The organism is Pseudoduganella plicata, assembly GCF_004421005.1.
Taxonomy (GTDB): Bacteria; Pseudomonadota; Gammaproteobacteria; order Burkholderiales; family Burkholderiaceae_D; genus Rugamonas; species Rugamonas plicata.
Window position 1 is genome coordinate 3,180,921 of the sequence record NZ_CP038026.1, and the last position, 20,817, is coordinate 3,201,737.

At 66.0% G+C, this 20,817-nt stretch carries 20 protein-coding genes and 1 tRNA gene; 7 read left to right on the plus strand and 14 right to left on the minus strand.

Annotated features, from left to right (window positions below):
• Positions 1 to 2 precede the first annotated feature (2 nt).
• Positions 3 to 953, minus strand: coding sequence for a helix-turn-helix transcriptional regulator (locus tag E1742_RS13895; protein ID WP_134385512.1), 951 nt, complete (start codon positions 951 to 953; stop codon positions 3 to 5).
• Positions 954 to 1,077: 124 nt separating this feature from the next.
• Between E1742_RS13895 and E1742_RS13900 the strand changes: the two genes are divergently transcribed.
• Entirely contained in the window at positions 1,078 to 1,983 is a 906-nt protein-coding gene (locus E1742_RS13900) for a DMT family transporter (RefSeq protein ID WP_134385513.1), read from the plus strand.
• A 51-nt stretch (positions 1,984 to 2,034) separates the two neighbouring features.
• Here E1742_RS13900 and trmB read toward each other — a convergent pair whose 3' ends face one another.
• Positions 2,035 to 2,715: a tRNA (guanosine(46)-N7)-methyltransferase TrmB gene (gene trmB, locus E1742_RS13905; protein WP_134388168.1), complete on the minus strand. Its 681-nt coding sequence runs from the start codon at positions 2,713 to 2,715 to the stop codon at positions 2,035 to 2,037.
• A 152-nt stretch (positions 2,716 to 2,867) separates the two neighbouring features.
• Between trmB and E1742_RS13910 the strand changes: the two genes are divergently transcribed.
• The 3 genes from E1742_RS13910 to E1742_RS13920 all read left to right on the plus strand — a co-directional run bounded on the left by E1742_RS13910 (position 2,868) and on the right by E1742_RS13920 (position 6,763).
• Entirely contained in the window at positions 2,868 to 4,073 is a 1,206-nt protein-coding gene (locus tag E1742_RS13910; protein ID WP_134385514.1) for a GAF domain-containing sensor histidine kinase, read from the plus strand.
• A 10-nt stretch (positions 4,074 to 4,083) separates the two neighbouring features.
• Positions 4,084 to 4,590, plus strand: a complete 507-nt coding sequence (locus E1742_RS13915; RefSeq protein WP_134385515.1) for a hypothetical protein — start codon at positions 4,084 to 4,086, stop codon at positions 4,588 to 4,590.
• A gap of 91 nt (positions 4,591 to 4,681) precedes the next feature.
• Entirely contained in the window at positions 4,682 to 6,763 is a 2,082-nt protein-coding gene (locus E1742_RS13920) for a TonB-dependent siderophore receptor (RefSeq protein ID WP_134385516.1), read from the plus strand.
• A 90-nt stretch (positions 6,764 to 6,853) separates the two neighbouring features.
• On the opposite strand, the gene E1742_RS13925 is transcribed toward E1742_RS13920, so the two are convergent.
• The 7 genes from E1742_RS13925 to E1742_RS13955 all read right to left on the minus strand — a co-directional run bounded on the left by E1742_RS13925 (position 6,854) and on the right by E1742_RS13955 (position 11,703).
• Entirely contained in the window at positions 6,854 to 7,135 is a 282-nt protein-coding gene (locus E1742_RS13925; RefSeq protein ID WP_134385517.1) for a hypothetical protein, read from the minus strand.
• Positions 7,136 to 7,309: 174 nt separating this feature from the next.
• Positions 7,310 to 7,492: a DUF3606 domain-containing protein gene (locus E1742_RS13930; RefSeq protein ID WP_134385518.1), complete on the minus strand. Its 183-nt coding sequence runs from the start codon at positions 7,490 to 7,492 to the stop codon at positions 7,310 to 7,312.
• A 233-nt stretch (positions 7,493 to 7,725) separates the two neighbouring features.
• Positions 7,726 to 9,720: a TonB-dependent receptor gene (locus E1742_RS13935; protein WP_134385519.1), complete on the minus strand. Its 1,995-nt coding sequence runs from the start codon at positions 9,718 to 9,720 to the stop codon at positions 7,726 to 7,728.
• An 84-nt stretch (positions 9,721 to 9,804) separates the two neighbouring features.
• Positions 9,805 to 10,149, minus strand: coding sequence for a hypothetical protein (locus E1742_RS26185; RefSeq protein WP_166793488.1), 345 nt, complete (start codon positions 10,147 to 10,149; stop codon positions 9,805 to 9,807).
• 59 nt (positions 10,150 to 10,208) lie between these two features.
• Positions 10,209 to 10,282: transfer RNA gene (locus E1742_RS13945), tRNA-Gly, on the minus strand.
• 169 nt (positions 10,283 to 10,451) lie between these two features.
• On the minus strand, positions 10,452 to 11,021 hold the full coding sequence (locus tag E1742_RS13950) for a DUF308 domain-containing protein (protein ID WP_134385520.1): 570 nt from the start codon (positions 11,019 to 11,021) through the stop codon (positions 10,452 to 10,454).
• A gap of 109 nt (positions 11,022 to 11,130) precedes the next feature.
• Entirely contained in the window at positions 11,131 to 11,703 is a 573-nt protein-coding gene (locus E1742_RS13955) for a TetR/AcrR family transcriptional regulator (RefSeq protein ID WP_134385521.1), read from the minus strand.
• Positions 11,704 to 11,852: 149 nt separating this feature from the next.
• Between E1742_RS13955 and E1742_RS13960 the strand changes: the two genes are divergently transcribed.
• Together E1742_RS13960 and E1742_RS13965 are read left to right on the plus strand one after the other, a co-directional pair.
• A complete protein-coding gene (locus E1742_RS13960) occupies positions 11,853 to 12,641 on the plus strand; it encodes an SDR family NAD(P)-dependent oxidoreductase (RefSeq protein ID WP_134385522.1) in 789 nt (262 codons plus the stop codon).
• Between the two features lie 32 nt (positions 12,642 to 12,673).
• Positions 12,674 to 13,594: a LysR family transcriptional regulator gene (locus tag E1742_RS13965; protein WP_134385523.1), complete on the plus strand. Its 921-nt coding sequence runs from the start codon at positions 12,674 to 12,676 to the stop codon at positions 13,592 to 13,594.
• A gap of 10 nt (positions 13,595 to 13,604) precedes the next feature.
• Here E1742_RS13965 and E1742_RS13970 read toward each other — a convergent pair whose 3' ends face one another.
• Positions 13,605 to 14,612 (minus strand): TraB/GumN family protein, encoded by a 1,008-nt coding sequence (locus E1742_RS13970; protein WP_134385524.1) that lies wholly within the window; start codon positions 14,610 to 14,612, stop codon positions 13,605 to 13,607.
• A 151-nt stretch (positions 14,613 to 14,763) separates the two neighbouring features.
• Here E1742_RS13970 and E1742_RS13975 point away from each other — a divergent pair, with 151 nt between their 5' ends.
• A complete protein-coding gene (locus E1742_RS13975; RefSeq protein WP_134385525.1) occupies positions 14,764 to 15,906 on the plus strand; it encodes a dienelactone hydrolase family protein in 1,143 nt (380 codons plus the stop codon).
• On the opposite strand, the gene E1742_RS13980 is transcribed toward E1742_RS13975, so the two are convergent.
• Genes E1742_RS13980 through E1742_RS13995 form a run of 4 tightly spaced genes read right to left on the minus strand, consistent with a single transcriptional unit; the run spans position 15,903 to position 20,799 of the window.
• Positions 15,903 to 16,985 carry a hypothetical protein gene (locus tag E1742_RS13980; protein ID WP_134385526.1) on the minus strand — a complete coding sequence of 361 codons (1,083 nt, stop codon included), beginning with the start codon at positions 16,983 to 16,985 and terminating at the stop codon, positions 15,903 to 15,905. The genes E1742_RS13975 and E1742_RS13980 overlap by 4 nt on opposite strands.
• Positions 16,982 to 17,842 (minus strand): thiopeptide-type bacteriocin biosynthesis protein, encoded by an 861-nt coding sequence (locus E1742_RS13985; protein WP_166793489.1) that lies wholly within the window; start codon positions 17,840 to 17,842, stop codon positions 16,982 to 16,984. The genes E1742_RS13980 and E1742_RS13985 overlap by 4 nt, the downstream gene beginning before the upstream one ends.
• Entirely contained in the window at positions 17,839 to 20,250 is a 2,412-nt protein-coding gene (locus E1742_RS13990) for an ABC transporter permease (RefSeq protein WP_134385528.1), read from the minus strand. The genes E1742_RS13985 and E1742_RS13990 overlap by 4 nt, the downstream gene beginning before the upstream one ends.
• A 27-nt stretch (positions 20,251 to 20,277) precedes the next feature.
• Positions 20,278 to 20,799 carry a hypothetical protein gene (locus tag E1742_RS13995; protein WP_134385529.1) on the minus strand — a complete coding sequence of 174 codons (522 nt, stop codon included), beginning with the start codon at positions 20,797 to 20,799 and terminating at the stop codon, positions 20,278 to 20,280.
• Positions 20,800 to 20,817: the final 18 nt, after the last annotated feature.

The following is a 20,817-nucleotide window of genomic DNA, read 5'->3' on the forward strand; positions in this document are numbered from 1 at the left end:
CCTCAGGCCGCCACGATGCGCCGGTACTGCCCCGGCGGCACGCCCACGGCGGCACGGAAACGGTGGCTGAAGTGGGACAGGTCGGCATACCCGCACAAGTCCGCCACCTGCTGCAGCGGCAGCAGACCCGCCTTCAAAAGTACCCTGGCCCGGTCGATGCGCCGCGCGGCTATCCAGGCCGATGGCGGCATGCCGAACGACACCCTGAACATGCGCGCCAGGTGAAACTCCGACAGGTTCGCCAGCCCTGCCAGCAGCCCCAATGTCAGCGGTTCGTGCAGGTGTGCTTCAATATGATCGGCCAGCCTGCGACGCAGGTGCGGCGCCAGCCCGCCCCTGACACGCTGGCCCGGCCTCAGCGCAACCTGTCCGTGCAGCAGGTTTGACAGCGCCTCGTGGGCAATCTCGTTGGCGCGCAGCAGGTTATCCGCGCCCTGCCACGGCACCTCCAGCAGCGCTTCGCACAGCCGCGCCAGCGGAGGATCGTCGAAGTACGTCCGGTCCTGCAGCATCAATTCGCGCGGCTCGCGGTCCAGCTCCACCACGGCGCGGCGCGTAAAGTGCTCCGGCATGAAGTACAGGTGCACGAGGCGCAGCGGATCGCGCACGTACCAGCGCGACTCGTGCCAGTCCGGCAGCGAACATAAACGTCCGGGACCGCCGAAGTGGCCCGGCGCGTCCTTGCGCTCGATGCGGTAGCCGCCGTGCAGGTAGCACGACAGGGTATGGTGACCCGGTTCGCGGTAGACCGTCTCGGCGAGGTCGGTATTGCGCTGCCAGACGGCCGCCGCCAGGCCGTCGCCCAGCCACGTAAACCGTTCCAGCGTCGCATCCGTGCCGCACATCGTGCGGAACACGGCGTGGCCGAGTGCATCGCGGGGCGCTGCCTGCAACGCGGCACGGGCGGCGGGCGCCATGCGCAGACCGGCGGGGAGATCGAGTGGAAACGTCATGGGAAAAAGTCTAGCACTTCCATCCCGTCGCGGCCGCAAGCCGCCGCAAAATGCGCAAGATCGGACAAGCGGCGCCGCGGCGCTTGCCGCAACATGGGCTTCAACCCACCACCTGCACTGCGCCATGAACCTGTTCCTGTACCTGCTCACCGTCCTGATCTGGGGCACCACGTGGATCGCCATCAAGCTGCAGCTGGGCGTCGTGCCGGCGCCCGTCTCGATCGCCTACCGCTTCTGGATCGCCGCCGCCGTGCTGCTGGCCTGCCTGGCGCTGGCGCGCAAGACCGTCTGGCCACCGCGCGCCGCGTGGGGCTACCTGCTGGCGCAGGGCGTCGCCCTGTTCTGCTGCAATTTCCTGTGCTTTTACTATGCCAGCGCGCACGTGCCCAGCGGCCTGGTGGCCGTCGTGTTTTCCACGGCGCCCATCTGGAATGCGCTGAACGGCCGGCTGTTCCTGGGGCGGCCCGTGCGCCCGGCCGTGGTCGGCGGCGCCCTGCTGGGCCTGGCCGGCATTGCGCTGCTGTTCCTGCCGCAGATGCAGGGACATTGGGACGACCGCGGCATGCTGGCCGGCCTGGCGCTGGCCGTGCTGGGCACGCTGTGCTTCTCGGCGGGGAATCTGCTGTCCGCACGCATGCAGGCACTGGGCCTGACGCCGATGCTGACCAATACGTGGGCCATGTTCATCGGCGCGGCGATCCTGACGGTTCTCGCGCTGACGCTGGGCATGCCGTTCACGTTCGAGACGGACGCGCGCTACGTCGGCTCGCTGCTGTACCTGGCGATTCCCGGCTCGGTGATCGCGTTCACGGCATATCTGCTGCTGGTGGGGAGGCTGGGGTCGGACCGCGCCGCCTACTGCACGGTGCTGTTTCCCGTCGTGGCGCTGACGGTATCGGCGGTCTTCGAGGACTATCGCTGGGGCGCGCCGGCGTTTATCGGCCTGGCGCTCGTCGTCTGCGGCAATCTGCTGGCGTTCATGCCGGCGCGCAGAACGCCGGCGGCCATTCCGCCGCCAGTGCGCATCTGACCAGCTGCCGCAGTAAAAAAATACCGGGACAGTCCCGGCATTTTCCGACGCTTACTTCTTCGTGAAGACCAGGTCCCAGACACCATGGCCCAGCTTCAGGCCGCGGTTCTCGAACTTCGTCAGCGGCCGGTATGCCGGCTGCGGTGCGTAGCCTTCGGCCGTGTTCTGCAGTCCCTCCTCGGCCGACAGCACTTCCAGCATCTGCACGGCGTAGTCTTCCCAGTCCGTCGCCAGGTGCAGGTAGCCGCCCGGCGCCAGCTTCTCGACCAGCAGCTTGACGAACGGCGCCTGGATCAGGCGGCGCTTGTTGTGGCGCGCCTTGTGCCACGGGTCCGGAAAGAACACGTGCACGCCCGCCAGCGAACCGGCGCCGATCATATTGTTCAGCACCTCCACCGCGTCGTGCTGGATGACGCGCAGGTTCGTCAGCCCTTCCTCGCCGATCAGTTTCAGCAGGCTGCCCACGCCGGGCGTGTGCACCTCGACGCCGATGAAATCCTTCTCCGGCATGTTCCTGGCGATGTGCGCCGTGGTCTGGCCCATGCCGAAGCCGATCTCCAGGATCACGGGCGCCTTGCGGCCGAACGTGCCTTCCAGGTCGAGCGGCGCCTTGGCATACTCGATCATGTAACGCGGCCCCAGTTCGTTCAGCGCACGTTCCTGTGCAGTGGAGAGGCGGCCGGCACGCGTGACGAAGCTGCGGATGCGGTGGTCTAGGGGGTCGTACAGCATGGACCGCGCGGGGCCCTTCGGTGGCGTGTCGGATGACATGGAATCTGCTGAAAAAAGTGGCGAAAAACGGACGATTATAACACCGGCGATAGCCACAATGCGACCGTCCGTCTGCTACACTTGCCAATCCCCAACCCGCAAAAAAAAACGTCATGAAGGATGCATGGCCCTCCTACGTGCAGGCTGTTCAGGCCCTGCCCTCCGTGCCCGACATCCTCAGCGTGATGGCGGAGATGACGGGGCTGCGCTTCGTCTGCGTGGCGCACGTGACGGAACGCAGCTGGACCACCTGCGCGGTGCTCGACCAGCTCGGCTTCGGCCTGCAGCCCGGCGACGAACTCGACGTCGGCACGACCCTGTGCCGCAGCGTGCGCGCGGCCGATGCGACGATCGTCATCGACCACGTCGCGGAGGACGACCTGTTCCGCGACCATCCCACGCCGCGCCTGCACGGCTTCGAGAGCTATGTGTCGATTCCCGTCTACAGCCACGGCAAATTCTTCGGCACCCTGTGCGGGCTCGATCCGCGCCCGCTGCCCCTGTCCGAATCGAAGACGCTCAAGTCCCTGCAGCTGTTCGCCCAGCTGATCTCGAAGCAGCTGGAGGCGGAACGCCGCTACGAAGACCGCGGCAGCGAACTGTCGGACGAAAAGGCGACGGCCACGCTGCGCGAGCAGTTCATCGCCGTGCTGGGGCACGATATCCGCACGCCGCTGTCGTCGATCCTGCACGGTGCGGAAATCCTGATGCAGCAGAGTGCTGACGAAGGCACGCTGATGATCGCGCGCACGATGCAGCGCAGCGGCCAGCGCATCGCCCGCATGATCGACGATGTGCTGGACTTCACGCGCGGCCGCCTCGGCGGCGGCATCGGCCTCGATGCCGGTCCCGTGGCGGACCTGGACGATGCGCTGCGCCAGGTCGTGGCCGAATGCCGGAACGAACACCCGGGCCAGACAATCGATGCCGCCATCGACGTGCCGGGCATCGTCTGGTGCAATCGCGACCGGGTGGCACAGGTGCTGGCCAACCTGCTGACGAACGCGCTACGTTACGGCCGCAAGGATACGCCGATCGGCGTCACGGCGGCGCTGACGGACTGCGCGTTCACGCTGACGGTCACCAACGAAGGCGAGACGATCGCGCCGGAAAAGCTGGACAAGCTGTTCCAGCCCTACTGGCGCGACGACGCCGGCCAGCCTCGCCGCGGCCTCGGCCTGGGCCTGTACATCGCCAGCGAGATCGCCAGGGCCCACGACGGCTGCCTGGAGGTGGTGTCGGCGGATGACCGGACCGCCTTTACGTTCTCGATCCCCGGCCGGCCTGCGATAATGGCGCCCCTCTCATCGACTCCGTAAAGCGTCCCGCATGGCTGAAGCACTGAATCTGGCAATCATCGTCGTCGCGCTGCTGGCGCTGTTTTTCCTGCTCAAGGGCCGGCCGAAGACGCGCCCGCTGCCCGAGCGCCCCGGCGCGGGTTCGTACACGCCCGTGCCGGCGGGAGAACCCGTGCTGCACTGGGCCGATGGCGGCGGCCAGTTCGATGTGGAAGTGCTGGGGGAATCGCGCTACCGCGACACCATCCGCGCACTGGCCGGCGACCATGGCGACGCCAGGGCCGATGCGCGCCACAAAGCCTTGCTGCTGCCGGACGACGCCAATCCGTACGAGGACAAGGCGGTGGCCGTCTTTGTCGCCGGCGAGATGGTAGGCTACCTGGCGCCGAAAGATGCGCTGGCACTGCGCCAGCGCCTGACCCGGCAGGACATCCCGGGCGCGCTGACGTCGTGCGACGCGGCCGTGCGCGGCGGCGCCGTGTGGGAAGGCAAGCGGCTCGCCTACGCCGTCTGGCTCGACCTCGACCTGCGCAACTGAAGCACTGAAAGACCCTGCACGCGTCAGGGACATTCGGAGACGTAAATGATTCTCATTTATAGTATCAGGCTTTCGATTTCCCAGGAATATCATGCTGTTTCGCACCAGGAAGCACTGGCTGGCACTGAGCCTGTGCTCCGCCACCCCGTTTGTCCACGCCCTTGACGAAGCGGACGCCCCGCTGCCGCAAGTGACCGTCGCCGGCGAACGCACAACGACCGGCGGCTACAACCCGCAGAACACCCGCAGTGCGACCCGCACGGATACGCCCATCCGCGAAGTGCCGCAGTCGGTCCGCGTGATCGGCACGCAGCAGATCGACGACATTGGTGCGCTGCGCCTGGCCGATACCGTCGATTACGTGAGCGGCATCGCGCGCCTCAACGACTTCGGCGGCACCTGGGACAATTTCGCCATCCGCGGTTTCTCCAGCACGGACATGGGTTTCCTCGTCAACGGCTTCCCCGGCTCGCGCGGCTACAATCCGCCGCGCGACACGGCCACCGTGGAGCGTTTCGAGTTCCTGAAAGGCCCGGCCTCCGCCATCTATGGCAGCAGCGAGCCGGGTGGTACGATCAATGTCGTCACGAAAAAGCCGAAGTTTACGGCGCGGAACGTGGCTGAAGTGGGGATCGGCAGTCGCGGCCTGCGCCGTGCCACGTTCGACAGCACGGGTGCCCTCGGCAGCAGCGTGGCTTACCGTCTCAACGCGATGGTGGAGGAAGGCGACAGCCGCAGCAATCTGCTCGGCAACAACCGCAGCCTGATCGCTCCCGCGCTGACGTGGCTGATCGACAGCCGGACGACGCTGAACTACGAAGCGGAATTCCTGCGCGCCGACACGCCGCTGGACCGCGGCCTGATCAACGTGCGCGGCAAGCTTGGCACGCTGCCGCGCGACCGCGTGCTCAACGAGCCTGGCGACGACAACATGACCCTGACCAGCGATACGCACCAGGCCACGCTGGAACACGCGCTGTCGGACAACTGGCAGGCGAAATTTGGCGCCAGCTACAAGGAAAGCACGTTCGACGGCAACTACACGGAAGCGACGTCGCTGGCGGCGGACAACCGCACGCTGAACCGCCAGGCGACGTGGCGCCAGCTGCCTTCGCGCGACGTCTCCGTGCAGGCCGAGCTGGTGGGTAAATTCAGCACGGGCGCCATCGGCCATACGCTGCTCGTCGGCGCGGAAGCGTCGCGCCTGTGGATGAACACCGAGATCCTGCGCTCGGGCAACGTGCCGCTCGATATCTACAACCCCGTCTACGGCGCGCCCGTGCCGGCGCTGACGAATCGCACCTCCAGTTCGGACGAACGCCAGCGCGTGAAGGCCGTGTTCGTGCAGGACCAACTGAGCCTGTCGCCGCAGTGGAAACTGCTGGGCGGCCTACGCCGGGACGAGTACAGCCAGGATGTGGAGAACCGCGTCGCGAAAACAAACACGTCAAAGCAGCAGAGCGCCGTGTCGCCGCGCGCCGGCATCACGTACCTGCCGAACGACTGGAGCTCGCTGTACATCTCGGCCGGCAAATCGTTCCGCGGCAACAGCGGGACGGACATCGCGGGGCGCCCGTTCGATCCGCAGCGCTCCACCGCGTACGAGGCCGGCTGGAAGCTGCAGACGGCGGACGAACGCCTGGGCGCCAACTTCGCCATCTACGACATCGCCAAGACCAATGTGCTGACGGCCAGCGACGTGCCGGGCTACTCCGTCGCGGCAGGAAAAATCAAGAGCACGGGGTTCGAGGCGGATGTGTACGGGCAGATCGACCGGCAATGGCGCATCAGCGGCAACCTGTCGTGGGATGACGCCCGCGTCACGCAGGACCGGACGCTGCCGGCCGGTACGCGGCTGACCAACGTGCCGAAATGGAGCGCCGGTCTGCTGGCCATGCGCGAGGCAACCTTTGCCAACGGCGCCCGCTACGGCATCGGCGCCGGCGTCAACTACGTGGGGAACCGCGCCGGCAATACGGCGGACACGTACTCGCTGCCCGCGTACACGACGGCCAAGCTGGTGAGCTGGTGGCAGGTGACGAAGGCCGCGCGCGTATCGATTGACGTGCACAACCTGTTCGACCGCGAATACTACACGTCGTCCTGGGGCAATCTGTATGTGACGCCGGGGGCGAAGCGCAGCGTGGTGGCGCGCCTGAAGATGGACCTGTAAGGTTGCCGCAGTTGACGCAGCTCGACTTCTCAGACGGCAAATCGATGGCACTGCGCGAGCGACTCGCGCAGTTTCAGGTCGCGCCGGGCGCTAGTGCGCCGTCTGCGGCGGTACCGCTTCCGCCGGCGCGGTGCGCAGGCGGTCTTCCAGGTTGCCGCTGTCGATCAGCTCGCGCGCCAGGGCGCGCGCTTCGATCTCGGCGGCATGCTCGCGTTTGAAACACGCTGGCGTTTCGATCACCACAGGCGGTTCGAACGTGCGACCGGAATAGCGGTGCGATTTAATGAGAATTTGCCCCCGGTATTTACCGAGCGGCTCTTCCGCCACATCCACGCTATAGACGTACCCTTTTACCCAGATATCTTCAGTCATGCCCACTGCATCAAAAAGCGAAAACGCGCATGCTGCCAACGCGAATGCCGTCGCGCGCGGTTGTTGCCGGCCGTAGCCTTGTCCGCGGGTGGTCGCGCATGCGCTGGCGACCCCGCGGATGGTGCCATCATACTATCAATGTACCTGATGAGTACGTACTAAAACACTGCGTTTTCAGTGCGGCTTGCCCAGATGCTGGCGCACGGCGCTGGCACTCGTCCCCGCCACCTTGACGGCTTCGCGCAGCTCGTCTTCCGACAGGCCCAGCTCCTTCGTCCAGTAACGCAGCTCCCACGGTTCGTTCACGTTGATGCGGCTGCGGTCCTGCGCGCCGCGATCTTGCAGATTGTCAGACATGGTTTTCTCCCGATACACGACACACGTCGTTGTAATGAGAATGTCGCAACGGCAGTTGCCGGTCAGTTAGTTGACGCACGTTTGACAACAGTTGCTGTCAATCTTGTAGTGGGCAGGAAGGCACCGTCGAACGAACCGTGATGCGCAATAACAAAAGGCGCCAGCATTGGCGCCTGTTCACGACGCCCTGCCCGAGGCAATCGTTGCCTCGAAACAGGGGCCTGTCCCGGGTTTCAGAACTTCGCGCGCACGCCGAACACGAAGTTGCGGCCCGGCAGCGGCGAGATATCCTTCAGCACGGAGGTCGATACGCGGATGTCCTCGTTCAGCAGGTTTTTCGCCAGTACGAAATATGTCAGGTCCGTATTGCCCACCTTCTGCGTGTACGACACGTTCGCATTCAGCTGGTTATAGCCCGGCGTCTCCGTGCTTTCGAACGACGCAAGGCGGTCCTGGCCACGCGCGTGCACCAGCGACAGGCCGGCGCGCAACGCATCCATGCGGTAGCCGACGGAGGCGCCGATGCGGTCGGCCGGCTGCAGCGGCAGGCTGCCGCCGGCGTCGAGCTTGCCGCGCGACGTGTCCGCAAACAGGCGACCCGACCAGCCCGCCCCCGTCTCGTTGATCGTCAGCTCCGCCTCGGCGCCGCGCACGGTGGCGTCGCCCTGCTGGAAGATGCGCTCGCGCAGCTCGTCACCCGGGTTGCCTTCCTCGTCCAGCAATGTCCCCGTGATATTGCCGTAGATGAAGTCGGTAAACTTGTTGCGGTAGACGTTGGCCTTCCAGCGCACCAGGCCCGTGTTCTTCTGCACCGACAATTCCACGTTGCGCGACGTCTCCTTGCGGAAGTCCTGGTTGCCAACGTCGAATGTGACGGTGGCGTCGTGCGGACCGAAGGAATACAGCTCCTCCGTGGCCGGCGCGCGCTCCGCATACGACACGGTCAGGCCGGCGCCGTACCCCGGCATGAACGGCCACATCGCGCCGACGGAACCGGACTTCAGGTCGAACGAGCGCTCCTTTCCGGCGACCGGCTCGCGCTTGACGGCGTCGAACCGCACGCCGGCGGACAGGCGCACGGGGCCCAGGTCCTTTTCCTCGACGAGAAAGCCGGCGGTGGACGTGGAGCGCGTCGTCGGCACGGTGTCTGGCCCGCCTTCGGCGCTGAGCGCGGCAAAGTGCGTGTTTTCCGTCTGCATGCCGAACGTGCCGTGCCAGCCGGCGACCGGGGCGTGCGTCAGCTCCCAGCGCGTTTCCGTCGAACGGTTGCTGAAGCGCACCTCGGGCGCGCCGTCGTCACCCAGCTCGGCGTGCTTGTAGTCCGTGTGGCCAGCCTTGAACTTGAAGGTCTCGATGCCGGAGAACGGCGCCTTGACGAGGCCTTCGACGTCGTAGCGCGTTTGCTCCAGGTCGATGCGCGAGCCTTCGTCGCTGGGGATGCCGTACAGGTTCGTCAGGTGCGACACCGAGGCGCCGACATAGCCCCAGCTCTCGACGTACGAGGCACCGATGCCGGCATTGCGCTCGCGCGTATCCGAATGCGGCAGACGGCCGGATGCGGACTCGGGATCGTTCAGCACGCGTGTTTCCGGGATCTTGTAGTCATCGGCATTGCGCGCATTGCCGTCCACGTGCACGGCGATCTTGCCGAACGCCGCATCGACGGTGCCGGAGGCGTTCTTGCCCGTGTCGACGGTGCTGTAACGCGCCTCGACCTGGCCCGTGGGTTTGGCTTCCAGCGCCGTGGGAATGCGCTCGTTGACGACGTTCACCAGCCCGCCGATGGCACCCGAGCCGTACAGCAGCGCGGCGGGCCCGCGCAGGATTTCGATCTGGTGCGCCACGGCGCCTTCAGCCGCGACGGCATGGTCGTTCGACAGCCCGGACACGTCCGACACGGACATGCCGTTCTCCAGCATTTTCACGCGCGGCCCTTCCATGCCGCGGATGATGGGCCGCGACGCACCGGCGCCAAAGGCCGACGCGGACACGCCGAGTTCCTGCGACAGCGTCTCGCCCAGCGAGCTGCCGGCCTTGTCGCGCAGCTCGTCGCCCTGCAGCACCTTGGCCGGCGTGAGGATCTGGTCGCCCTCGGCGGTGCGGAACGGATTGGCGGTCACGACGACCTTCGGGACAACCGTGTCCTCGGGAGCATCAGGCGCGGCGAAAACGACAGGAGACAGGGCGGACAGGATGGCGCTGGCGATCAGCGTGCGTTGCATATTCATGTAAAACCTCAGGCAATAGGAATGACGAGCTGCCGCCGCGCTCAATGCGCGCGGCGGTCACAAAGTTGCAGAACTTGGAGCAGGTCAGGCCAGAGGAGGCGCGCGCGACTGGAAGACGCAGACGGTACGCAGGCACGCGGCCGGCGTATCGGCCGCGGCGAGGAGAAGGTATTCGGGAGCGACAGCGCCAAAGCTGTACGAAGGCACACCCAGCGCATGCGCGAGCTGGTCGCCAGAGACGCACAGGCCGCACAGGTGATCGGCAGCAAGCGCCCGCTTCGTCTCGTCGCTGTTGCGTTCGTCCGCCTGCAACAGCGCCGCCAACCGCTGCGCTGCCGGCACGTGCGTATAGACGTGCGACAACGCCAGCTGCTGGGAAACCAGCAACAGCAGCGATAACAGCAGTTGAACGATGATGCGAGAAGACATGCGGTGCTGCCGGCGATCGTTAAGATGCCACGCCAATCGCAATGCGTGGGGTCGGAAACTGGAGCGGGTGAAGGGAATCGAACCCTCGTCTTAAGCTTGGGAAGCTCCTGCTCTACCATTGAGCTACACCCGCGTACGGCGCATTCTACGCGGGTTTGTACATCGTTGACAACGGTCGGGTTGGACACGGTGCCCGTTCACCCGAAGCCACCGCCTTTGACAGCGTCCCGAGCAACCCAGCCATTGCATACGAAGCCGCCGTAGTCGCAGATCGTATCAGCTGCCAGAGCGCTTCCCGTCGATCACCCGTGCTGGCGGCGCCGTCCGCTGATACTGAGTGCGACTGCCGATACGAGGAAATAAAATGCCCCGAAACCGGCATACCCCACCACTGTCGTGATCGGCGGCACAGCCGGGCCGCGTGCCTGGAGAATAAAGAACGTCCCTGCCAGCGCTGACTGCGCGCCGCTCAGGACCATCGCCCACTGTGCGCCGGCTTTCCAGCGCCGCAACGCCGTACCCAACTGAAGCAGCCCCGACAGAATGGCCCATACGCCAAACACACCCAGCACCCGATTCATGTCAGGCAGGGTCATGATCAGCGCCAGCACGACAGCGATGCTGACGATGACGTTGAGCAGCTGGGTCCGGCTGGCCGCCAGTTCGCCGCTGCGTCGGCTGTCGGCAAAATTCGCCAACGCATCCCACGCTGGATAGCAGACGAGAAGGACTGCCGCAGCGCTGGCGGAACGTGGCGCAAGGGCCAGCATGGCAGCTACCCACGCGAACGAAACCGTGGCGCGCATAAAGTAATACCGTTTCAGCCAGTTGTCCTGGCGTGTGAGTGGTGCGGGAGCGGGTACGTGGTCCATGAATAATCCATTCAAAGTTAAAGATGTTAAAGACTTCCTACTAGTTGGTAGGCAACTGGCCGCAGTAAATCGGCGATTACGGCGCGATATATTGTCAAGAGCGTACCGATCAGGCCCGATAGCGCGCCAGTTGACTGCCTGCGATCGCAGCGAATACGGACACATCGCCATAAGCTCGCGCCGACAGCATTGCTCCGTGAACGGTTGCCATGAAGACCTCCGCCTCGGCTTGCGCGTCATTAGACAACCGGATGGTGCCTTGTTGCGCACCATCCCGCAGCACCGATGCCATCCAGCCCGACAGGAAGTGGAAATAGGCTCGCACTTCGACCGCGACCTCTTGCGGAAGGATCGGCAATTCCCCGGCCAGCAATGCACAAACGCAGAATGGCGCACTGAGGTCTTCAATGCAGCTTTCCCAGTGCTTTACGTAGGCGCGCAGTTGTTCCAGCGCATCCGGAACGGCGCGCTGCAGATTCTCCAGCCCACTCTGCGTGGCTTCACGATGCTGGATAACCAGCGCCGTCACCAAGTCCACCTTATTGGGAAAGTGATGATGAATGCTGGCTTTGCGAATGCCGACGACTTCAGCAATATCGGCGTAGCTGAAGCCGTTGTAGCCACCCGCAACGATCAAGGCCCGTGCGCAGGAAAGGATTTTTTCAGATGTGCCGGTAGTCATGGGGCGTAGCCTACCTTCTAGTAGGAAAGCCGTCAAGCGATATCCATTGGTGAATCGGATTCACCACTGATGTGCATGCGGCCGCCTTTTTCCAGCCCTGTGCTGCCCGTATTCTGCTTTCTCATCGTCAACCACCATCGAGAGCCATCATGAACCTGGACCTGAACAACAAGACCGCGCTGGTGAGCGCTTCGACGTCCGGCATCGGCTATGCCATCGCCGACCGCCTTCTGCAGGAAGGCGCAACCGTCATCGTCAACGGCCGCTCGGAGGCGACCGTGGCGAAAGCCGTCGCGGCGCTGGCCGACAAACACGGCGCGCAGCGCGTGCTGCCGCTGGTCGGGGACCTGAGTGTCGCGGGCTCGGAAACGGTGGCGGCGGCGCGCTACCCCGCCATCGACATCCTCGTCAACAATATGGGCACGTATGCGCTCAGCGATTTTTTCAGCACGACCGACGCGGACTGGCAGCGCATGTTCGACACCAACGTCTGGAGCGGCGTGCGCCTGGCACGCACGTACATGAAGGGGATGCTGGAGCGCGGCACGGGTCGCGTGGTCTTCATTTCCAGCGAAGTGGCGCTGGCGCCGATGGCGGCCATGGCCCATTACAGCGCCAGCAAGGCCACGCAGCTGTCGATCTCGCGCAGTCTGGCCGAGCTGACCAAAGGCACGGCCGTCACCGTGAATGCCGTGCTGCCCGGCCCGACGGAAACGGACAGCCTGAAGTCGTTCATCGAGTCCGTCAATCCGGGACTGCCGTATGCGGACGCCGAGCGCAAGTTCATGGACGAGAACCGGCCGTCGTCGCTGATCTACCGCCTGGCCAAACCGGCCGAAGTCGCCAACGTCGTTGCGTTTCTGGCCAGCGAGCGGGCCGCCGTCATCAATGGCGCTTCCATCCGCGCCGAAGGCGGCACGGTCCAGACGATCGCCTGACGCGGCTATACTCCTCGTTTTTCGGAGGGCGCTTGGACAATCGCAGCGGCGACATGCAGGTATTCGTGAAAGTCGTGGAGACGGGCAGCTTCTCCGCGACGGCGCAGCTGCTGCACATGTCGCCTTCGGCCGTCAGCAAGCTGGTGTCACGCACGGAGAAGCGGCTGGGCGTGCAGCTGTTCAAGCGCTCCACGCGCAGCATGGCGCTGACGACCGAAGGCCGCGCGTTTTATGATAGCTGCGTGCGCATCCTGCAGGACATCGACGAGGCGGAGTTGAGCGTCGCGCAGGGCTTCGCACAGGTGCGCGGCCTGCTGCGGGTAAACGTCTCGCTGCCACTGGGCCAGCACTATCTGCTGCCGCTGCTGCCCGAGTTCCAAGGGCTGTACCCCGACGTGACGGTCGATATCTCGCTCAGCGATGCGAAGGTGGAACTGCAGCGCGACGAGGTGGATGTGGCGATCCGGATGGGACGCCTCAACGACCTGTCCTACCGCGCCCGTCACCTGGGACGCAGTCGCAAGGTGATCGTCGCGGCACCCGACTATCTGGCACGGCATGGCACTCCCCGCGAGCCGTCCGACCTGGTGCGCCATCGCTGCCTGGCGTTCAACTTCCGCCGTGCGACGGACGAATGGCCGTTCCTGGTCGACGGCAAGCTCGTTCACCTCGCGGTACAAGGCGGCATGCTGACCAATAACGGCGAAACGCTGCGCCAACTGGCGCTCGACGGCCTGGGCATCGGCCGGCTCGGCATGTTCCACGTCTACGACGATATCCGCCGCGGCGCGCTGGTGGAACTGCTGCCCCACTTTAACCCGAGCGACGTCGAGGAAATCACCATCATCTTCCTGAACCAGAAGCACGTGCCGCCGCGGGTGCGGGCCTTCATCGACTTCGTGGTCGAGCGCCTGGCGCCGCTGCTGGCGATCAATGGCGGCCCGCCGCCGTGATCGCCCGCGATCAGTCAGGCCTCTCCACCGTATAACCCTTCGCCTGCAAATCCGCCAGATATCCCTTCGGGTCCAGCAGCTTGCTTAACGGGACCATGGCAACGGTGGACCTGTTGGTGGCCAGCGCCTTCTCCGCCGCCGCCAGCCATTTGGTGCGCATCCGTTCCGGCACGGTACCCAAGCCGGCCTGCTCGCGCAGCACGGCGTTGCTGACAAATGCGGCCGTGCAGGCGCTTTCGTGCTCGGGATAATCAAGCTTGCGGATCACATCGATATCGCCCTTGGCCCACGCGTTGGCACGGACGCGGATCGCCTCCATATCCGTCTCCAGCCGCGCGATCGCGGTGTTGAAACAGGCCGCGTCGTCCATTGGCGCTTTCTTGAATTCACGGATGGCCTTGAGGGGGCTGTCCACGTCCATGTCCACCGTCGTCGACGTGATCTTCAGCTTGTTCTTTTCCGCCAGCCTGACGATCTCCTTGCGGATCTCCTGGCCATGGGACAGGCCGTTGTGGGCCATCGCCTTGTCGAACAGCTCCTCTGCCGCGAACACGGGCCGCTTGCGCTCATAGCTCTCGTCATCCTTCAGGTATTTCTTGCGCAGCGCGAGCCAGCGCTCGTGGACGCCGGCAGGCACCTGGTCTCGCAACATAGCGCCGTTCGGGCTCTTGTCCACGCCAAGCATAAACGGCAGCAGCAGCGCCGAGCGCAGGTAGCCGAACTCCAGCGACGCGCCGGGTTCCTTCAGCAACTCCTGCGATTGCGCGATGACGGTTTCGACCTGCTGCGAACGCCATTCCATGTTCTTCGGCAGCGGCCGGTACGTCCCGAATACCCACAGCACATGATCGTCCTTCGACACCTTCCACAAGCCAGGGCCCGGGCGCTGGCCGACCACGAGTATCTTCTCGGGTTCGACCTGCTCCACCGGCACGGACGACACTTCGGTTTGCGCCCAGGCTGACGCCATGGACAGGGAAAGCGACAGACAGACTGCAGCAACGGGACGAATGGACATCGAGCGACTCCTCAGGTTTCTGGTGAACGTGCAAGGGCGCTTTCAACATTTGCTTAGTGAAAGCAAGAAACATCCTATTGCAAAGTTGCCAAGCTGCCTAGCAGTTCTTCGTGCCGTGGCAAAATGAGTGAAAACGATACGAGGAGACTCCATGACCGCCATCCGCGCGCTCGCCCTGCTGGCTGCCGCCATCGCACTGCCGGCGGCTGCGCAGGACTACCAGCGTCAAGCCATCGACGGCAACCTGCCCGTATTCGCGCCCGCGCTGAAAGCGAAGCTGACCTTCCCGCTGGCCTGGACGCCGCAGGTCAAGGATCTGCCGGCATGGCGTGCGGCCGGCCGCGCGAAGCTGTGGGAGGCGACCCTGCAGGCCCGCGACGGCACGCCGTTCGCGCCGCAGCTCATCGCCGAGCAGGACCGCGGCAGCTACGTGGCGCGCCAGGTCGTCTTCAACCTGACGGTGCAAAGCCGCGTGCGTGCGCTGCTGCTGGTGCCGAAGGCGCTGGGACCGCACCCGGCCGCGCTGATGCTGCACGATCACGGCGGCCGCTTCGACATCGGCAAGGAAAAGATGATCGAACCGTGGGGCGACGAGGCGCGCCTCGCCGCATCGCGCACCTGGGCGGACAAATATTTTTCGGGACGCTACCCCGGCGACGAGCTGGCGCGGCGCGGCTATGTCGTACTGGTGACGGACGCGCTGGGCTGGGGCGACCGCGGGCCCATGACGGGCGACGCGCAACAGGCGCTGGCGGCGAACTTCTTCAACCTGGGCAGCTCACTGGCCGGCAATATGGCGCTGGAGGACATGCGTGCTGCCGCCTTCCTCGCCTCGCTGCCGGAAGTCGACAAGCGTCACGTGGCCGCCCTGGGCTTTTCGATGGGCGCACTGCGTGCCTGGCAGGTGGCGGCGCTGTCCGATGCCATCACGGCCGTCGTCGCCGTCAACTGGATGGCGACGACGCAGGGCCTGATGGTCCCGGGGAACAACCAGCTGCGCGGCTCGTCGGCCTTCCAGATGCTGCATCCGGGGCTGCTGCGCCACCTTGACTTCCCGGATGTGGCCAGCCTGGCTGCGCCGAAGCCGGCGTTGTTTTTCGCCGGCGCGGCCGACATGCTGTTCCCGCTCCCCTCCGTGCAGGAGGCATACGCGAAGATGGCCCACGTCTGGGGCGCGTGGCACGCCGCCGACAAGTTCGAAACGCGCATCCTGCCGGGCGGTCACGCATTCCCGCGCGAGGCGCAGGAAACGGCGTACGACTGGCTCGATCGCCAGTTCGGCAATCCGCGCTAGACCTGCGCGGCCGGCAGCGCCGCGCGGATGGCGGCGATGTTGGCGGGATAAGCGAGGTGCAGCCGATCCAGCGCCTGGTTGAACTGCTGGCGCCGCAGCGGCGCGATGTTCAGCAGCGGCAGGGTCTTGTAGACGATATTGAGCAGCCAGCGGTAGGCGCAGAAGTCCTGGCTGAACTGATACGCGCTGCCGTCCGCGTTGTAGAAAAACTCCTTGTGGAAGTCCGACACGGATGAACGCTGCGCCGTCTGCTGGCGGGCGAATGGCGAGCGGGCGTGAATCACGTCGCGCCCCGCCAACGCCAGGAACGCCGCAAAGCGCTCCATCATGAACTGCGCGGTGCGGCCCAGTGCCGTCTGGCCCGTCACCGCGTCCGGCAGCTCCGCCAGCCAGCCAACATACTCGTCCAGCATGGCCGCGTAGTCGGTGTCGAAGCGGGCGTCGACCTGCACGCGCTGGTGCGGCGGCAGCGCGTGGCGCCAGAATACGAAATTGGAGTGGAACGACAGGAAGCCGTCGTATTCGGGCCGGGCCGGGTCGTCCGACGGCACGGGCGGGTAGACGCACGCAAGCAGCACCATCATCTGGGCCACGAACCGGTCGTGCCGCTCCGCGTCCAGCCAGCGGTCGATCACCAGCTCGCGCAGCCGTGTTTCCGTATCGAAGACGGATTGCCACTGGCTCGTGGATTCATACTTCGCCGCCAGCCGCGCCGCGTCCGTCGGGTGAACCGACAGCGTGTCGTTGGGCGCGACGATGTCCGGATCGATTCCCGCCGCCTCGATATCGTTCAACCGTGCCTGCAAGGCGCGGTAACGTACCGGATCGACCGCCGTGGACGGATGCATCGCGAGAAATTCGCTCACCAGGGCCTGTGCCTCGTCCAGCCAGCCCGAGGGCAGATTGGCTGCGCCGGTATCGAACGTCAGCAAGTAATGGGGGCCGTGTTGCCAGCCGCGGGACAGCGTCCAGCGCAAATAGCCCTGGCGCGCCAATGTCGCCTGCAGCGGCGCCGCCACCAGCCGGTAGAACGGCGCGCTGTTGTCGGCGCAGTTGACGCGCAGTTGCAGAAAGCTCATGCGGGTATCCCTTCATTGTGCAGCGCCAGCGCGAACAGGCGGATCGTATTCTCGCGAAACGGCACGATGCCGGCGCGGTTGAACGACATGTGCAGCAGCGCATGCAGGATGCCCGGCACCCCGGCGATGCCGGCATCGGCCAGCGCACCACTGATGCGTGCCAGACGGTTGCGGTACTGCGCCAGCGTCGCCGGATAGTAGGCCCCCGTCGCGTGACGCGCCCCGGCCGCCAGCAGTCCGGGCCAGGCCCGTGCCAGCGCAGTGCCGGCGCGGACCTGGAGCGCACCGTCCAGGTCCGCACGATCGGCGATGCCGTGGCAGTCGCGCAGGTAGCGTTCGAACAGGCCCGCCTGCGCCAGCACCTCGTACTGCACCAGGCAGCAGCCGAACAGGATTTTCTCCATCTCCGCAGGCGTATGCCGCCGCAACAGCGCCAGCGTGGCATTGCTGTCGTCGACAAAGAAGCGCTCGCACAACGCCAGACCGGTCAGTCCGCCGTAGCGCGCCACTTCCGGCGCATAGGCGATGTAACGCAGCTCGCCGTTGCCGTGCCAGTAGCGCTCGGGCTCCGTGTGCAGTTGCGATGCGAACTGTTGGTAATAGCTGTCCGGCTCCAGCGCCGAGTGGAAGGGGTTGCGGTCCAGGTAGTCGCGCACGTGCGCGGCCAGCACCGGCGCCGCGGCGGCGTCGCGGAAGCGGATGCGCACGTGCGGACCGCCCAGCCAGTAGCGGATGAAGAACGACTCCGCCAGCAAATCCGGCGGCGCCGATGCCAGGCAGTCGCACAGGAAGCCGTCCAGCCGGGCGAAATCGTGGATAAAGACATGCAGCGACGTCCACGCCGGCGGCGCCGTCATGTGCGCAGTGCGGCGCCCGGCCGCAACGCCAGCGCGACGACGATCCCGCGCAGCACCGATGCCAGCGCGACAAGCGCCGCGATGGCGAATGCCAGCAGGATCGCCCATCCCCAGCCGTGCGCCTGGTCGACGAAACCGGCCAGGTAATGGCGCACGACCAGCAGCGCCGGCGGAATGCCGACCGCCGCGCTGATCGCGACCAGCACCAGCGTCTCGCGGCCCAGCAGGCGCACGATGTCGCCCCGGCCCGCGCCGTACAGCCGGTGCAGCACGATCTCGCGGGTGCGCCGTTGCACGCTGTATGACGACAGCACGTAGACACCCATGGCGGCGATGACGATGGCCAGCAGGGCCGCCGCCGCCAGCAGCTTCACGCTGCGCACATCGTCGGCGTAATGGGCTGCCAGCAGCGTCTCCTGGCGCGTCATCTTCAGGGCCCGGTCAGGCAGGTACTGGCGCCATGCCGTCTCCACCGCCGCTTCCATCGCCGTCGCGCCGCCCTGGAAGCTGACCGTCAGCACGGGTGCGCGACGCGTAAGCCGGAATGCCACCGGCGACGGTTCCTCGCGCAGGCTCTGGAAGCGGATATCCGGCACGACGCCGACAATCGGGTAGCTCTTGCCGTCGCCATCCACGGTGCGGTCGATCGCCTCCTGGGGTGTGGCGAAACCCAGCGCGCGCACGGCCGACGCGGTCAACACCAGCCCCGCAGCCTTGAAGTCCGTATCGCGCCGTTCGTCGTAGATGCGCCCCGCCAGCGGCTGCGCGCCATACACGCTCAGAAACGTGGGCGAGATGCCTTTCCATTCGATCGTGATGGGCGCGGCGCCGTCACGTTTGAGGGCGCCCTTCTGCACGATATCCTTGCGGCCCACCGCTTCCAGGCTCTGGCCGACACCCGTCACGCCGGGCAGGTTGCGCACCGCCTCGATAAACGAACGCACGCGGGCATCGGGTTCCGTGAAGGGCGCGCCCGCGTCGATCACCAGCTTGGCCCGCGCATCGAAGCCGGGGCTGGCGCCCAGTACGTGGTAGGTCTGCCATGCGACGCTGAGGGTGATGCTGGCCAGCGCCATCGCGCTGCCCAGTTGCAGCACTGTCAGCGCGCGCCGCACGCGCAGGCCGCCGCGCGATTCCTGGTCGTTCCGTCCCGCCAGCGCCACGGCCGCCTTGACGCGCAGGGCCACCCACGCCGGGTGCAGGCCGGCCAGGATGCCGGTCACCAGGCCGAGCGCCAGGAACAGCGCGACCACGGCTGCGCTGAGGATGCCGTCGATGGGGCGGTTCATCAGATCGCCGAACAGCGGCATCAGGCGCCACGCGCACAGCAGGCCGAGCGCCGTTGCCGCCAGCGCGATCAGCACCGACTCGGCCAGGAACTGCGTCACCACCTGGCCGGCGCGGGCGCCCAGCACCTTGTTGATGGCGATCTCGCGCTGCCGCCGCAGCGTGCGCACGGTTGCCAGGTTGACGTAGTTGATTGCCGCCAGCAGCAGGATCAGGAACGCCAGCGCCGCCACGGCAGCCAGCACGGGACGGTCGCCATGCAGCAGCGCGCCCTTGCCCAGGTCCGGGTCCAGGTAGGCATCGCGCAGGCGCACCAGCGCCACATCCATCAGGGCCTTGTCGCCCAGCTGCGCAAGGAAGCCGGGATCGAGCTGGCTATGCAGCGGCGACGTATCCGAGGCGCGCTGCAGCGCGGCCGTCAGCGTGGCCGGATCGGCACCGGCGTGCAGCTTCACGTAGACGCGCCCGAACAGGCGGCCCCAGTTCTGCGTCGCATCATCCCGGTCGGGGCCCGCCCACAACGTGGAGCCCGTGCCGGCCAGCGTTTCAAACGGGATCGTCGTCGCGCCGGCGGGGTCGGCCACCAGCGCACCCACCGTGTAGCGCTCGTTCGCCGCAGTGACCAGCTGCCCCACCACCCCGCTGTCACGCCCGAACAGCTTCCGGGCTCCCGTGACCGTCAGCACGATACTGTCCGGCCGGCGCAGTGCCGCGGCGGCATCGCCGGCGAGCACGCGGATGCCCATCATCGTGACGAACGCGGGATCGACCAGGGTGACCTGGGCGGCGACCGCGTGATCGTTGACGACCAGCGCGGCCGGCACCTGGGCGTACATCGTCACGTCGGCAGGCAGGCGGTCGTGCAGCACCGTCGTGCGCAGCGCCTGCGTTCCCTGCTCCGACCAGTCTTCCGGCACGCCCGGGAAATGGAAGCGCGTCTTGACGAGATACACCCGGTCGGGGTCGGGATGGCTGTTGTCGTAGCTGAACGAGTACATCACATAGCCCAGCAGCAGGAAACAGGCGGCAAAGCCCGTTGCGAGGCCGGCAATGGCGCTGCCGGACCACAGCCAGTCTTTGGCGAGCAGGCGCCAGCCTACGCGGAAATCGGAGAGCTGCATGATGTGCCCCTTGAACGAGATTGGCGGCTATTGCGCCGCCGCCGGCGCCAGCGAGATCTGGCCTGCGCCCAGTTCCGTGCGCAGCGCCACCCCTTCGGGCTTGAGCTGCGCGTCCAGCTGCGCGCCGAACAGCCAGTTGCGCTTCACGCCGGGCAGGCCGAAGATATCGCCGGCCCGCACCCGTGCATGGATCGATGCCAGCTGCGCCATCGTCGACCCGGCAAAGTCGATCTGACCGGCCGCCATGTTGACGGTCAGCGCGCTGCTCCACGTGGGATTGAGACGCAGCTCGCCGTACGGGTCGCCCTGGCACTGCGGCGCGCTCGACTGGATTTCAATCGTTCCGCCGGCCTTCTGCACCGCCGTCAATGTCGGCGTGCAGCTGCCGGGGACTTCCAGCGCGGTCACCTGGAAGGTCTCCACGGTGTCGTCCATGCGGATGACGAAATGGCCGCGACCCAGTTCGAACGTAACGGCCAGGGCGCTGCCCGGCAGGGCCGCCGCGGAGATCAGGCCGACCAGCGCGGCGGCGGGTGTGACGTATTTCATATCGTTCCTTTTGAGATG

Coding starts and splice junctions, on each gene's coding strand:
- E1742_RS13980 (WP_134385526.1), bottom strand. CDS start 16,985: ATGAGCTTTCTGCAACTGCGCGTCAACTGCGCCGACAACAGCGCGCCG.
- E1742_RS13925 (WP_134385517.1), bottom strand. CDS start 7,135: ATGACTGAAGATATCTGGGTAAAAGGGTACGTCTATAGCGTGGATGTG.
- E1742_RS13960 (WP_134385522.1), top strand. CDS start 11,853: ATGAACCTGGACCTGAACAACAAGACCGCGCTGGTGAGCGCTTCGACG.
- E1742_RS13910 (WP_134385514.1), top strand. CDS start 2,868: ATGAAGGATGCATGGCCCTCCTACGTGCAGGCTGTTCAGGCCCTGCCC.
- E1742_RS13915 (WP_134385515.1), top strand. CDS start 4,084: ATGGCTGAAGCACTGAATCTGGCAATCATCGTCGTCGCGCTGCTGGCG.
- E1742_RS13995 (WP_134385529.1), bottom strand. CDS start 20,799: ATGAAATACGTCACACCCGCCGCCGCGCTGGTCGGCCTGATCTCCGCG.
- E1742_RS13955 (WP_134385521.1), bottom strand. CDS start 11,703: ATGACTACCGGCACATCTGAAAAAATCCTTTCCTGCGCACGGGCCTTG.
- E1742_RS13920 (WP_134385516.1), top strand. CDS start 4,682: ATGCTGTTTCGCACCAGGAAGCACTGGCTGGCACTGAGCCTGTGCTCC.
- E1742_RS13900 (WP_134385513.1), top strand. CDS start 1,078: ATGAACCTGTTCCTGTACCTGCTCACCGTCCTGATCTGGGGCACCACG.
- E1742_RS13975 (WP_134385525.1), top strand. CDS start 14,764: ATGACCGCCATCCGCGCGCTCGCCCTGCTGGCTGCCGCCATCGCACTG.
- E1742_RS13985 (WP_166793489.1), bottom strand. CDS start 17,842: ATGACGGCGCCGCCGGCGTGGACGTCGCTGCATGTCTTTATCCACGAT.
- E1742_RS13930 (WP_134385518.1), bottom strand. CDS start 7,492: ATGTCTGACAATCTGCAAGATCGCGGCGCGCAGGACCGCAGCCGCATC.
- E1742_RS13990 (WP_134385528.1), bottom strand. CDS start 20,250: ATGCAGCTCTCCGATTTCCGCGTAGGCTGGCGCCTGCTCGCCAAAGAC.
- E1742_RS26185 (WP_166793488.1), bottom strand. CDS start 10,149: ATGTCTTCTCGCATCATCGTTCAACTGCTGTTATCGCTGCTGTTGCTG.
- E1742_RS13970 (WP_134385524.1), bottom strand. CDS start 14,612: ATGTCCATTCGTCCCGTTGCTGCAGTCTGTCTGTCGCTTTCCCTGTCC.
- E1742_RS13895 (WP_134385512.1), bottom strand. CDS start 953: ATGACGTTTCCACTCGATCTCCCCGCCGGTCTGCGCATGGCGCCCGCC.
- trmB (WP_134388168.1), bottom strand. CDS start 2,715: ATGCTGTACGACCCCCTAGACCACCGCATCCGCAGCTTCGTCACGCGT.
- E1742_RS13950 (WP_134385520.1), bottom strand. CDS start 11,021: ATGGACCACGTACCCGCTCCCGCACCACTCACACGCCAGGACAACTGG.
- E1742_RS13935 (WP_134385519.1), bottom strand. CDS start 9,720: ATGAATATGCAACGCACGCTGATCGCCAGCGCCATCCTGTCCGCCCTG.